8 protein-coding genes are annotated in these 14042 nt (G+C 34.5%); 7 read left to right on the top strand and 1 reads right to left on the bottom strand.

The features are described from left to right. Positions 1–26 precede the first annotated feature (26 nt). On the bottom strand, positions 27–1715 hold the full coding sequence (locus tag CLV73_RS12675; protein ID WP_169925766.1) for a S8 family serine peptidase: 1689 nt from the start codon (positions 1713–1715) through the stop codon (positions 27–29). A 549-nt stretch (positions 1716–2264) separates the two neighbouring features. Between CLV73_RS12675 and CLV73_RS12670 the strand changes: the two genes are divergently transcribed. The 7 genes from CLV73_RS12670 (at position 2265) to fabD (ending at position 14042) form a co-directional block, all read left to right on the top strand. Beyond that, positions 2265–5096 (top strand): SusC/RagA family TonB-linked outer membrane protein, encoded by a 2832-nt coding sequence (locus CLV73_RS12670; protein WP_100377251.1) that lies wholly within the window; start codon positions 2265–2267, stop codon positions 5094–5096. A 17-nt stretch (positions 5097–5113) separates the two neighbouring features. After that, positions 5114–6658 (top strand): RagB/SusD family nutrient uptake outer membrane protein, encoded by a 1545-nt coding sequence (locus tag CLV73_RS12665; protein ID WP_100377250.1) that lies wholly within the window; start codon positions 5114–5116, stop codon positions 6656–6658. Between the two features lie 22 nt (positions 6659–6680). Next, positions 6681–7520 carry a hypothetical protein gene (locus CLV73_RS12660; protein WP_100377249.1) on the top strand — a complete coding sequence of 280 codons (840 nt, stop codon included), beginning with the start codon at positions 6681–6683 and terminating at the stop codon, positions 7518–7520. A gap of 90 nt (positions 7521–7610) precedes the next feature. Next, positions 7611–9548, top strand: coding sequence for a putative porin (locus CLV73_RS12655; RefSeq protein WP_100377248.1), 1938 nt, complete (start codon positions 7611–7613; stop codon positions 9546–9548). A gap of 14 nt (positions 9549–9562) precedes the next feature. After that, on the top strand, positions 9563–11149 hold the full coding sequence (bshC, locus tag CLV73_RS12650; RefSeq protein ID WP_100377247.1) for a bacillithiol biosynthesis cysteine-adding enzyme BshC: 1587 nt from the start codon (positions 9563–9565) through the stop codon (positions 11147–11149). A 37-nt stretch (positions 11150–11186) separates the two neighbouring features. Next, a complete protein-coding gene (locus CLV73_RS12645) occupies positions 11187–13100 on the top strand; it encodes a LysM peptidoglycan-binding domain-containing protein (protein WP_169925765.1) in 1914 nt (637 codons plus the stop codon). 66 nt (positions 13101–13166) lie between these two features. Further along, the gene (fabD, locus tag CLV73_RS12640; RefSeq protein WP_100377245.1) at positions 13167–14042 is read left to right on the top strand and encodes an ACP S-malonyltransferase; all 876 of its coding nucleotides are present in this window, start codon (positions 13167–13169) and stop codon (positions 14040–14042) included.

The following is a 14042-nucleotide window of genomic DNA, read 5'->3' as shown; positions in this document are numbered from 1 at the left end:
ACATATTCATTCAGGAATTTAATTTCTTACTCTTTAATAAATTTAAAAGTTTTAATTTCTCCCTTTTTAGTAATAAAGTTGGCAATGTAGTTTCCTTTCACAAGTGTGGTAACATTTATTTTGTTGTCAGTTAGTTTGGAGGTTAAGGCAAGCTTTCCGGATGCATCATAAATGTTAATCAACAAATCTGCATCTTTTTCATTGATATAGATGTAATCTTTCGCTGGGTTAGGATAAAATTCAACTTTTTTATCATTAGTGGTCGCAACCTCATTTGTAGATAACGTGGAAAGAGTATCTGAAGTTGTAATTAAACTGAAATTTTGGCTCCCTCCGGTTAACGTGCCTTTGTGGGTAACAATAATAGTGTAGCTTCCAACAGGGTTGTCAACATCAACTCTTTCGAAATTGTCAACATTATTTGTTCCTGTATTAGTTGCAGGGCTAAAAGGAGATGACATACCTTGTAACTTCCAAGGATAGAAAGTTAAGCTGTTTTGGACAACTTTTACATCTAAGTCGTTAACTAAATAATTTGTTGAAGGGTCATTGGTTCCGGTGTTCCATGTAGGTGAAGCAGGGTCAGTCCAAGAAATTGATACTTTTAAAGGATTGCTTCCACTTGCGGTAATTGTCTTAGTGTATGTTCCTCCATTTTGAAGAGTAAGCTCTTCTATAATACTTTTACTTCCTGAAGTATTATTCTTATCTCTAATAGCAATCGCAGCTTTTTCGGCATTTACAAGTCCCCATCCAAATGAATAATCGGGTCCTATATCTGTTCCGGCTTCATCTGCAGTGTGTAAAATGAGACCCTTTGCTGTCGCAGCTTTCATATAACCAGTATACAACTGATTGTAATATTGCTGCAGTAGCAAAACGACACCTGTAATTCCAGGAGATGCCATTGATGTACCACTCATGATTCCAGTTGCTGTATCGGAAGTATTAAGAGTAGATCTCACAGATACTCCCTTCATTGAGATATCGGGCTTTATTCTGCCGTCATCTGAAGGTCCCCAACTACTAAAACTTGACATAACTACGCTTGAAGGATCAGTGTATGTTGTAACCTGATTAACTGCGGCAACTGTTATAATATTTTTTGCATTTCCATGACCAAATATCATGTCATAGCCTCCTTTTGCTGAGATTTGAGTTGAGCCCGGAGCTGTAGTTTCATTCCGATCATTCCCAGCGGAAAAAACAGGCAAATAATATGGATTGCTGGAACAGATAATATCAATTTGTCTTGCCCTACTATCGTATGCTCCATAGAACCATTGTGAACTTAAAGATCCAAAGCCATAAGAGTGGTTAGAAGTAAGTAGACCCGTTGATGCTTCAGTTGTCATCTCAGATAAATCATTATTCCAGTCGTATGAGTTGATGCTTGAATTAAAGGCAACTCCTCTAACTAAAGGATTAATTCCTTGTGCGGCAATAGTTCCAGCAACATGGGTGGCATGATCGGCTCCGCTTGCACCATCTAATATGTTGATCTTGCTGAAGCCATTTACAAGGAATTCTTGATGACTAAACCTTGCACTGCCTCCGTCCCATTCACCGGCAATCATGTTTTGTCCTTGTATGTTAATCCCTAGTCCACCTCCAGAATATAATTTGTTTGCTCTGGCAGTTATAGCCGCTCCCTGATTGTGAGTTTTTGCATATATTAAATCTCCGTTAGGGCTTACATCCATAAGTTCTATCATCGTTGCGTTATCTAAACCTATGAAATTTTTCTTTTTTACATTAGGATTAGAGTGAAGATAGTTTTCAACTCTTATTTTCGCAGCTTTGTATTCTTTATTAAGTTCGTTTACTAAACTTTCATTTATTGATTTATTAGAAAAAGAAGCAATTTTTTTTCTTTCCTCAACTGTTTGAGCACTAAAAAGCGTAGGTAGAATTAATAATCCTAATAATAAATAGTATTTATTTTTCATTGCATAAAAAAATTTGTCAAAAATACAAAATTAATCAACATTGATTAACTTTGTATTTATAAAAAAAAGATTTTTTTTAATAATTGTGAATTTGTATTTGTTTTTTTAATTGATATTATCCTTAGATTATTAAAAAATGAATGTTATCTGTTGTAGAAATCTGTGGGTTTATATTGAAAAAGTATTAATAAATATTCAGAATATATATTAAAATAAGAATAGCTTTATAAAAAAATGAAAGCTAATTAAAAAAATTTTGGTGGTGTTAATATTTTTTAACATATTTGCAGCAAAATAATATTAAAATTTGTTAATATGAATGTTAAATTAAAGTTACTGAGCACAGGGGTTCTTTTCTTTTTAGGGAGTGCTTCTTTACTTGCACAGGAAAACGGTCGCCGTAAGAAAGATACAGCTGATGTAAAAGACATCGAAGAGGTTGTTGTTGTTGGTTTGAAATCTACAACTAAGAAACAGGCTGTTATTTCAACTGCAAAAATTGAGAGTGAGAAAATTAATAATCGTCCAAACTCGAACTTGATGAACATTGCGCAAGGTCAGTTGGCAGGTGTTAATATTTCAACAGGAAGTGGTCAGCCGGGAGCGAAGCCAACGGTTGTAATCAGAGGATTCAGTACAATTAATGGTAATACAGATCCATTATACGTTATTGATGGATTCCCGACAAATGCCGATAGCTTTAGATCTTTGAACCCAAATGATGTGGAAAGTATGGAGGTTTTGAAAGATGCTTCTGCTACAGCTATGTATGGTAACAGAGGTGCTAATGGTGTTATTGTGATCAGAACAAAAGGAGGCGGTTTCGCTTCTAAAACAGTGTTTAACTATCGTTCGCAGATTGGAGTTTCAACTTTGCAGAATAATAGATATAATATGGCTGATGCAAAGCAGTTGCTTACTTTAGAAAAAATGGCAAGTGCTGGTAAAGGAGTTGGAATGACTTATGATGAAATTGCAAACTTTAATGTTAATACTAATTGGTTAGACTATTTCTTTAATCCTTCTTTACTACAAAGTCATGATTTTGGAATAACAACAGGTGGTCAAAACCTTAGTTCATATACAAATGTTGGTTATTTAGAGCAGCAAGGAGTACTTTCTACGACAGGTTTAAAAAGATTCTCTTTAAGAACCAATGTAAATGGTAAGACAAATAATAATAAATTTACTTATAGAGTAGGTGTTTATGCTGGTCTTTCTAGAAATACTCAGGCTTCTAGCTTAGGTACAGGAGGTGTAAATCAAAACTTAGTTATTGGTGGTTTGAGAGGGGCTCCTTATATTTCACCTAATGATTATGTGTCAGGTGGGGGAATTTCTGCTAATTTAGTTAATACTCCTTTATTCTTGATGGATAAAGAAAGAACTTATAAATCTGCAACAGATGATTTAAGATTAGATTTAACTTCTGAGGCAAATTATAAAATAACAGATGAGTTAACAGCGACAATGAGGGCTAATGCACAGTTGTTATCTTTAGATGGGAATTCTTATCAAACACCAGATGCTTGGAATTCAGTATATTTTAAAGCCTCTAATCAAACTTGGATTGGTTGGGAAACCATGTCTACTTCAAGACAATTTAACTTTAACAACTTATATCAATTAAGTTATTCTAAGAGAATAGGAGATCACAAAATTGATGTTTTAGGAGGATATGAATACAATAACTATATGATTAAAACAACAAGTTTTACTCAAAATGGTTTAAATCCTAAAGTGTGGGTTCCAGGAACTGGGACAGGTTACCCTGCTTTTGTAGCCGGAGATAATTATAATGTTCCTAACGTGAGTGCAGGTCAGTCTAGACTAAATATGTATTCATACTTTGCTAACTTAGACTATGATTACAAATCTAAATACGGAGTTGTAGCCAATGTTAGAAGAGATGCAACCAGCCGTTTCAGTAAAGACAATAGATGGGGGACTTTCTGGTCTGTTGGAGCAAGATGGAATATTAATGAAGAGAACTTTATGAAGAATATTGAATGGGTAAATATTCTTAAAATTAGAGGATCTTATGGTACGGCGGGTAACCAAAGAATTGTAGATGGAACAATTTTCGCAGGGCTTAACCCAAAAGCATATTTAAACTCTTATGTAACAGGATCTAATAGCTATAATGGTACTCAAGCTTTAGGTATCAGCTTAGGATATCCTGATTTGCACTGGGAAACTACTAAACAATGGAATGCCGGGGTAGATTTTGAATTGTTCAAAAGAAGATTAAGAGGTACTTTCGATGTATATGAAAAGAAAGGTGTAGAGATTTTCTATCCTTGGCCACAAAGTTATTTAATTGGTACTGGAGCTGTTAACATGAACTCTCCTATTGATTTGAAAAATAATGGTATTGAAATTAACTTTGCTTATGATGTAATTAAGAACAGTAATTTGACTCTTACCTTGAGAGGAAACGGGGCAATGAATAAAGAAAGAGTTTACAACTTACCAAGTGAACCTTTGATTGATGGTACTATACCAATGCAATATAGTGTGAACGGACAACTTTATCAAGCTCCATATGTTTATCATTACTTAGGCGTAAATCAATCCAATGGTAACCTTCTATTTGAAGATGCAAACGGAAATCCTACAGAGACTCCAACTACTGCAGATTTAAAACCACTGAAATATGGATTCAATCCTAAATTCCAAGGTGGTTTCGGTTTTGACTTAGATTATAAAGGATGGTTTGTAAATACAACATTTACTTATGTAGCTAAAGTTTACAGATACGATTATGACTGGGCTTCTGTAATGGATCCGTCTAACTTAGGTAGCTTCAATGTGAGCGCAGATTTATTAAATGCTTGGACTCCGACAAACACAAATACTAATATTCCTTCTTTAAAAGCTCAGAATATTAACTATGACGGTTTATCTGATAGGTTCTTGGTTGACGGATCTTATTTAAGACTTCGAAATGTACAAGTTGGATATAATGTTCCTAAATCATTGATTAAAAATACTTTCGTAAATTCTCTTTCTATTACATTGCAGGCAGAAAACCTTGTAACTTGGTCTAAATGGAAAGGATTTGATGCGGAGAGTAATATTGGTTCTGATCAGGGAAGGTATCCATCACCAAGAATTTATACACTAGGGTTTGATATTAAATTCTAATTATTAAAATTTAACTAATGAAAAAGATATTTTATATAGCAATAGCAGTTTTAGGATTAACTGCGACTTCGTGTAGCGAAGAATTGATGGAAACTTATGCACCTGGTGCTTTAACTGAGGAAACAGCAATCCAAACTGCAGATGATTTACAATTATTCTTAAACAATACATATAATGGATTAACAAGCAGAAGTGAGTCTGAATTTGTTTCTATTTTTACTGATGAAGTGGGTATTGGTTTTGAAAATGGAGGGCAGGGTATTAATGATGACTATGTGTTTTTCATGACTCCTCAGGCAACTGCCCCTGATAATCTTTGGGCTGTAAATTATTTTACTATCGCAAGAACTAATCGAGTATTAGATCTAGCAACTAAATTGAAACCAACAACAACGGCTGATATTAATAAGATCAATAAAATAAAGGCGGAAGCTTTAACTTTAAGAGCTTACTGTCATTTGAGAATCTTATCTTATTTTACTACGGATATGAAAAACCCGTCAGCCCTTGCTGGTATTATTTCAAATAAAATTTATGGTATTGATGATAATGATTATCCTAGAAATACTAACGCAGAGTTTTATTCATTTATTCACAATGATTTAGATCAAGCTATTACGTTGTATAATGGCTTACCTGCAGCAGCTTTTTCTAATATTTATGCTAGTAAAACATTTGCACAAGGATTAAAAGCGAGAGCTTATACTTATGCAGGTGATTATACAAATGCAGAAACATGGGCTAATACAGTTATCAGTACTTCTGGGTTGTCTTTATCAACATATGCAACTTATCCATCAGTTTTCCTTACTGAATCTAATGCTAGTAATGTAGAAGTTATTTTTAAGTTAAAGAGAACAAATACACAAAATGCTCAAGCGAGCAACCTTCATAATGCTTGGTATAATGGTTCGCCTTCTGTAGCAGGAGCTCCTTGGTATGAGATAAGTAGAGCGTTGTTTAATAAATTGAACACTTCAGATACACGTTATAGAACATTAGTGAATCCAAATTCTACAATCGATCCAAATTATGCTACGGCAGCTGATGTTAGAAATTCAGATAGATTGCTAATCAATAAGCACGGTGGAACATTGACAGCAGGTGCTGCTCCTTGGGCTTCAACTGCTTCAAATGCTAATAACAATGATGTTAAAGTAATGAGGTTGGCAGAAATGTATCTAATCAGAGCTGAAGCTAGAACGGCTGCAGGTGATTTGGTAGGTGCTGCAACAGCTTTAAAAGCATTGAGAGATTCTAGATATAGTACTGCACAGACTTTGCCGGTTTTTGCTAATGCACAAGCTGCATGGAAAGCAATTCTTGATGAGAGAAGAATAGAATTTGCTTTTGAAGGATATCGTTTCATAGATTTAAAAAGATTAGGAACATTAGCAAACTCAGGAATAGATAGAAATCCGGCAGATTATCAATCTGCGACCGCAAATTACCCAGCAGGTAACCCTTCAAATCTGCCTCTAACTAGTTATAAGTGGGCGTTGCCAATTCCAACTAGCGAAACAAATGTTAACTCTGCTATTCAGCAGAATCCTGGTTATTAATTTAAATTTTTAAAACTTCATTATGAAAAAGTTATTTAATATATTCTTAGGATGTGCTTCATTACTTATGGTAGCATATTCATGTGAAGCTGAACAGCCTTACTATGAAGGTGATTCCTATGTACACTTTCAAGTAGACACTCAAGAAATACTTGCAACAGCGGGTACCCCTTATGCAGACGCTAAGATTGATTATGGTACAACACATGTTGTTAGTGGTGATCACCAAGTAAAGCTTGTGTTAGATCAGGCTAATTCAACAGCAGTTGAAGGTGTTGATTTTCAGATACTTAATAATAATACAAGTACGTTAGCTTCTGGATCTGCAAATGGACAGTTTACAATAAGAGTTTTAACTCCTAAAATGACAGAATCTCCTAAATTTGCTGTCTTCAAAGTACAATCTCCGACACTACCTAGTGCTGTTTTTAGCAATAAGCTTACTGTAAGAATGTCTTTAACTTGTCCTATTAGTAATTTTATTGGTACTGGATTATTTACTAATTCTGTTGCTTATTGGATGGCTCCTGCTGGTTCAACTTATCAGGTACAGAACTTCAGTTCAGGATCAACTAATCAGTTTATTATTAAGGGATATATGGACGATGGTAGTGATTTAAAAGTAAATTATGATCCGGTTACTTACCAAGTTTCTATTCCATTACAACCAACTGGTTATGCGCCAGCTGCAGGTCAAATGGCTTATGCTAGTGATCCGAGTACTGGACCGGCTTCAACTTTTAATCCTTGTACAAGAGTATTAACTTTGAAAGTATATTGGCATGTTAGAAATGCTGCTGGTACACTTGTTGGACATTACAATGGTGGCCAACCAGCTACAGAAGTATTCACTGGTAACTAATAATTCTAATAATTAAAAATAAGAACCCCGTCGAAAGACGGGGTTTTTTATTCCCCATTATTTCTTATTTTTGCTACACAAAAGCAATAAATGAAATACATATTTCTTATCATACTCTTTCTAAGCTTTACAGCTCAGGCCCAAATAGTTAATAATAAAGATAAAAGCCTGACTCCTCAAAAGGAGGGAGACTCTTTAATCATAGATTCAGGGAAGAAAGACTCCTTAAAAATATTCAAGCCTACCATTAATGATTATCTATATCAAAAGCAATATGGTGAAAAGAAGATTTTTGATACGGTATTGACGGTTGATAAAACAAATATTTTTTCACAGTATAATAACAGAGATAACTTTGGAAAGGCTCAGCTTGCAAATATAGGATCTGGATTCAATCCATTGTCACATGAGGTAAATGCTGAACAAAATCTAACCTTACTTCCCTCAAATAAATCCTATGGAATTTTAGGAGTTGAAGATATTCACTATTATGACGTGAAAACACCGACTGCAACATTTGTTTATCATAATGCAATGAAAAATGGAGCAGCTTTGAAATCTACTTATACTCAAAATATAGGCAAGAGATTTAATTTTGCATTAGAATATATGGGGCTTCGTTCTCAAGGGCTTTATAGAAATTCTTTAGCGGCAAATAACAATACATTATTTTCAGGGCATTATGTTTCTAAAAAAGGAAACTATGAATTGTTTGCTCACTATCTGCACCAGAATGTGAACAATCAGGAAAACGGTGGAATTGCGATTGACAGTGTTTTTCAAAATGGTGACAGCAATTCAAGCAACAGACAGAATGTTCAGGTTAATCTGGGAACTTCAAGCTCTCAATTCTCCTATAGAAGATATTACTTGACTCATCAGTTAACACCTTTCAATTCGGAAAAATTTCCGTTTAAAATAAGGCATACTCTTTCTCATGAAGGGAATAAATATTACTACGGACAGACAAGCTTAGAATCTTATTGGTATAGCCTTCCTGCAGAAATTGTGACCGGAGCGCTCTATGTTTCAAAAAAATATTCGGATAACTTTAGTAATACGTTCAGTTTGGTTTTTGATAATGAAAAATTCAAGCTTGATGCGGGAGTCCGGTATCAGATGTTAAAATTTGGAGCTTCAGAAATTTCGCTGACAGATTTGGTGATTCCCAATGAGCTTAAAGAGAACAGGATTGGAGCCGTTGGAAATTTACAGATTAAATTGTTAGATAAAATCCAGTTGAATTCATTCCTTGAGTTTTCTAATGGAAGCCAATTCGGAACTTATCTTAAAACAACAAATAATTTGAAATTTGAACCGGTAAAAGATTACTTTGTCAATGCTAAAGTAAATTTCCAGAGTGTATATCCTTCTTTCAATTATCTGATGAATACTTCTGTGTATAAAAAATTCAATTATTATCTCCAGGATGCTAAAAATCAAACCGTGACAGAGATTGGAGGGAATATTAATTTGAAATGGTTCAAAACAGAATTGTTTGTTAATTATTTCAGAATAGATAATTATACCTATTTTGACAGCGGCGCAAAGCCTCAGCAAAGCAATAGCTCATTGAATATTTCTCAGATCGGAGGGGATGCTACTTTCAGTTATGGTAAATTTCATTTGAACACAAGATTGCAGTTCCAAAATGCACTGACTAATAAGGATCTTCTACCTATGCCAAGTTTTATTGGAAGAGCTAATTTATTTTATCAGGCAAAAGCATTTAAGAATGCTGCGGAAGTTCAGATGGGGATAAAAGCCTATTACTTCTCAAAATTCGCATCAAGAGAATATTTTCCGATACTTAACGAATATATTTTACCTACGGCAAATTCTTTTTCAATCGGAGGACAACCTATGATTGATGCCTACTTTAATATGAAGGTTAAAAAAATGTTCTTTTTCATAGAAGGACAGCAGGTAGGAACACTCCTTTCCCACAACAAAGCATATGCATTTCCACACTATCCGACCTATGATTTTAGGTTAAATATTGGAATCGTGTGGTATTTGTTCAACTAAAATTTACACCAAAGTTGAAAACTATTAATAAAATATCATTTCAAGATATACAAAGCATTCCTCAGTTAGTAAAAGACTTTTTGAATCAGAAAATTGAGGGATTTGAAGAAAATACATTTTCTATAGATCATTTTAGAAATCAGATTCATGTCAAGCAGGATGCGTTCTCTTCAGAACAAAGAATTATTTTATGTAATGCTTTAGAAAATCAGCTTTCAGATGTTGTACTTTCCTCAAAACAGAAAGAACATTTGGAAAGCTTAAAACAGCCCAATACATTTACGATTACGACGGGGCATCAATTGAACCTTTTTTCAGGACCTGCGTTTTTTGTATATAAAATTTTACAAACAATTAAAACCTGTACTTATTTAAAAGAAAATTTCCCTGATTTTAATTTTGTTCCGGTCTATTGGATGGCTTCGGAAGATCATGATTTTGCGGAGATCAACCATTTTAAAACTGAGTCTAATTATTATGAGACCAATGAAAAATCAGGAGGTGCTGTAGGAAGAATCCATATTCATGATACGCATTTCATTTCCGAATTTGAAAAAGAATTCAAAGATTCTATTTTTGGAACCGAACTGATTTTGATGCTGAAAGAGTCTTATAAAGCAGGAAATACATTGACGGAGGCTATTAGAATTTTAGTCAACAGATTGTTCTCTGAATTCGGTTTGTTGATCTTGGATGGAGATTCAAGAGAACTCAAAAAACAGGTTAAAGGTATTTTCAAAGATGAGCTTCTTAATTTCAGTTTGAATAAGATTTCAAAAGAAAAAGTGGATTTTCTGACTGAGAAATATGGAAAAGTGCAAGTAAACCCTCGTGAGATCAATCTCTTCTATCTTTCAGAAACAAGAGACAGAATTGATTTTGACGGAAATAACTATTTCATTGTAGATAAAAATATCTCGTTTACAGAAGAAGAAATCTTAAATGAATTGGAAAATGCACCTGAAAAATTCAGTCCGAATGCTTTGATGCGTCCGGTGTATCAGGAATGTGTTTTACCCAATCTGGCTTATATTGGAGGGAACGCCGAGATTATGTATTGGCTGGAACTTAAAGATTATTTCAAAAAAATAAATATTCCCTTCCCGGTGCTGATTCCGAGAAATTCCATGTTGTTTTTAAAGGAGAAAACATTAGGGAAAATTCAGAAGCTGAATCTTAGAATAGAAGATTTTTTTGAGAATTTTACAACAATTATCAATCATAAAATAGTTGAGGATAATAGCATCTTAAAACTTTTAGACGAAAAAGAAAGTCTATTAATGAACAATTTTTCTGAACTGAAAGCTGTGGCGGAAACCACCGAAAAATCTTTTGGAAATATGGTGAAAGCCGAAGAAGTAAGACAGCTGAAATCATTTGCCCGAATGAAAAAGCGCCTTCTTCACGCAGAAAAAATTAAACAAAGCGAATTGCTGGAAAGATTGGAAAATCTGTTTCTGGATGTGCATCCTTCCAAGAATTGGCAGGAAAGAGTGTATAACTTTAGTGTATTTTTTGCTGACTTCGGGTATTCATGGCTTGAAACTTGTTTAGAAGAAATGGTGGTTCAGGAATCCAAATTGATTATTGTTGCCATTTAATTTTAAAGAAGTATTTTTGTAAATATAACGATCTATTATGATAAAGAGGTTTTTTATTTTATCCAGTATATGTATGGTTTTGGGAGCATCTGCTCAGAAATCACACACCGTTGTAAAAGGTGATACTCCTTACAATATTGCTAAAAGATACGGGCTCACTGTTGATGAATTACTTAAACTGAACCCTAAATTTAAAGAAGGGAAACTGGCAATTGGTGATGTTTTAACGGTAAAATCCGGAACAACTTCAGCTTCTAAAACAACTGTTGCTGAAAAGCCAAAAACAAATACTTCTTCTCAATCCGGGAAAATTATTTTACAGCCTAAACAAACGATTTACGGAATTACAAAACAATATCATATTTCCGAAACTGATCTTAGAGCACTTAATCCCGATCTTGATTCCCATATGAAGATTGGGGATGAAATCACTTTACCTCTTGCAAACATCAAAAAATACGGAGGAAGTGAGTCGCAAGTTGCTGTGGCAGCTCCTAAAGCTGTTGAAAAATCTGCCGATTCCGATACCATTGCAGACGGGGAATATGTTATACAAGCAAAAGATAATTATTACAGAGTCTCAAAACAATTCAATATTTCTCAAAAAGAATTATTTGCTTTAAACCCGGGATTAGAAGAAAGAGGACTGAAACCTGGAGAAAAAATTATTGTTAAAAAAACAAACACAGCTATAACTTCTGAACCTGTTAGCTCAAAAGAGAAAATGGATTCAGAAAGTGGAACTGTTGCAACTTCAGAAGCTGTTGCGGGCGATGATTTTGTTACTTATACCGTTCAGCAGGGCGATACTGTCTTTTCTATTGTCAATAAGTTTGGAATCTCTATTGATGAACTAATCGCTTTGAATCCTGATTTATCACATGGTTTAAAAGCAGGAATGGTTTTGAAAATTAAAAAACAGGATCCTGCTTATGTAAAGAAAAATGGGGATGCTTTAAGCGTTGTTTTAATGCTTCCTTTTGGATATAGTACAAACGAAACCCAGTACAGGTCTATGGCAATGGACTTCTTGACAGGAGCTAAATTAGCCATCGAAAGAAACGCGAGAAACGGTCAGAAGCTAGAAATTAAAATTGTGGACTCCGGTAACGAAGGAACTTTCAGAAACTCTTTGACACAAATCAATCCTGATAATACAGATTTGATTATTGGACCATTCTTCAAATCGAATGTCGTAGACGTTTTAGATTTTACAAAAAATCAAAAAATTCCGATTGTTGCTCCTTTTGCCAACTCTCCGGAATTATATAACTATAGCAACCTGATTATTGTAGAAACAAACGATCAGACCTATGCCGATAAAATTGTGGATGAAGTAAGAGCTTCTTACTCTGATCAAAAGATTTACATTGTCGCAGACGCTAAAAAAACGAATGCAAACTATATCAAGAGCGGTTTAGAAAAAGCGCTTAAGAAACCAAATGTAATTATCGTTAATTCTGCTTCCGAAATTCAGTTAGATCAGAATATGATGACGGGGCAGTCTGCTCCTGTGATTGCTGTTTTGGCTAATGATAGCAATGATGTGGGAGAAGCTTTTGCTAATAAAGTGATTTCTCTTTCCAAAGATGTGCAGGGAATAAAAGCGTTCAGTATGTATTATGCTCCTGTTTTTGAGAAAAAAGTAGATGAGCTTAGTCAGGCAAACTTAGTTTACCTTATGGATAGAAAAATCAATGCAGAAGGTAGTTTTGAAAAAGAAATTTTAGCAGCATACAAAAGCAAATATTGTAAGACACCTCCAAAATATGCAGTAATAGGATTTGATGTTGTAAATGATATGTTGACAAGAGAAAACAGAAAAGGAGAGATCTTCAGACAAATGAATAAAGTACAGACCCAGCTGGCTACCAAATTTGAGTTTGTAAAATCAAAAGCCAATGGAGCTTATGTAAATACTGGGTACAGAGTTATTAGGTTGGTTCCTTAAATGATTTAATTCACTTAAAGGTATTCTTAATTATACTTATATTTGCAAAATATTTTAAATCAATACATGAAAGCACTTGTATTTCCTGGGCAGGGTTCTCAGTTCGTAGGAATGGGAAAAGAATTGTATGATTCTCGAAAAGACATTAAGGACTTGATGGAATCTGCCAATGAAATTTTAGGGTTCGACATTCTTTCTATTATGTTTAATGGAACAGATGAAGATCTTAAAAAAACTGAGGTTACTCAACCTTCAATTTTTATACATTCAGTAGCTGCACTTAAAGCAGTAAACGGTCTTGGGGCTGAAATGGTTGCAGGGCATTCTTTAGGAGAATTTTCAGCGTTGGTTGCCAATGGAGTTTTATCTTTTGACGATGGCTTGAAATTGGTTTCTGAAAGAGCAAAAGCGATGCAGGCAGCTTGTGATGCGAATCCAAGTTCTATGGCGGCGATTTTAGGATTGGAAGATGCTAAAGTTGAAGAAATCTGCGCACAGATTAGTGGAATTGTAGTTCCTGCCAATTACAACTGTCCCGGACAATTGGTAATTTCTGGAGAAACAGTTGCTGTTGAAGAAGCTTGCGTAAAATTAAAAGAAGCAGGAGCAAAAAGAGCATTGTTGTTACCTGTAAACGGAGCATTCCATTCTCCATTGATGCAACCCGCACAAGAAAGATTGGCTGCTGCTATTGAACAGACAAAATTCAGAAAAGCTACTATTCCTGTGTATCAGAATATTACGACTACTTCAGTTTCTGATCCGGATGAAATTAAAAAAAATCTGATTGCTCAATTAACAGGTCCTGTAAAATGGACGCAGTCAGTTCAGAATATGATTAAAGACGGTGCAACTAATTTCGTAGAAGTTGGACCGGGGAAAACGTTACAAGGGTTGATCAAGAAGATTGATGGTTCTGTGGACGTAGCTTCTGCAATCTAA

The sequence above is a fragment of the Chryseobacterium geocarposphaerae genome (genome assembly GCF_002797535.1).
Lineage (GTDB): Bacteria > Bacteroidota > Bacteroidia > Flavobacteriales > Weeksellaceae > Chryseobacterium > Chryseobacterium geocarposphaerae.
The sequence above is the reverse complement of the archived record's forward strand: the minus strand, read 5'-3'. Positions and strand labels throughout refer to the sequence as shown.

Bases quoted from the DNA above. Each gene is read 5' to 3' on its own strand.
- CLV73_RS12645 (WP_169925765.1), top strand. From the start codon at position 11,187: ATGATAAAGAGGTTTTTTATTTTATCCAGTATATGTATGGTTTTGGGA.
- CLV73_RS12665 (WP_100377250.1), top strand. From the start codon at position 5,114: ATGAAAAAGATATTTTATATAGCAATAGCAGTTTTAGGATTAACTGCG.
- CLV73_RS12655 (WP_100377248.1), top strand. From the start codon at position 7,611: ATGAAATACATATTTCTTATCATACTCTTTCTAAGCTTTACAGCTCAG.
- CLV73_RS12660 (WP_100377249.1), top strand. From the start codon at position 6,681: ATGAAAAAGTTATTTAATATATTCTTAGGATGTGCTTCATTACTTATG.
- fabD (WP_100377245.1), top strand. From the start codon at position 13,167: ATGAAAGCACTTGTATTTCCTGGGCAGGGTTCTCAGTTCGTAGGAATG.
- CLV73_RS12670 (WP_100377251.1), top strand. From the start codon at position 2,265: ATGAATGTTAAATTAAAGTTACTGAGCACAGGGGTTCTTTTCTTTTTA.
- CLV73_RS12675 (WP_169925766.1), bottom strand. From the start codon at position 1,715: ATGATAGAACTTATGGATGTAAGCCCTAACGGAGATTTAATATATGCA.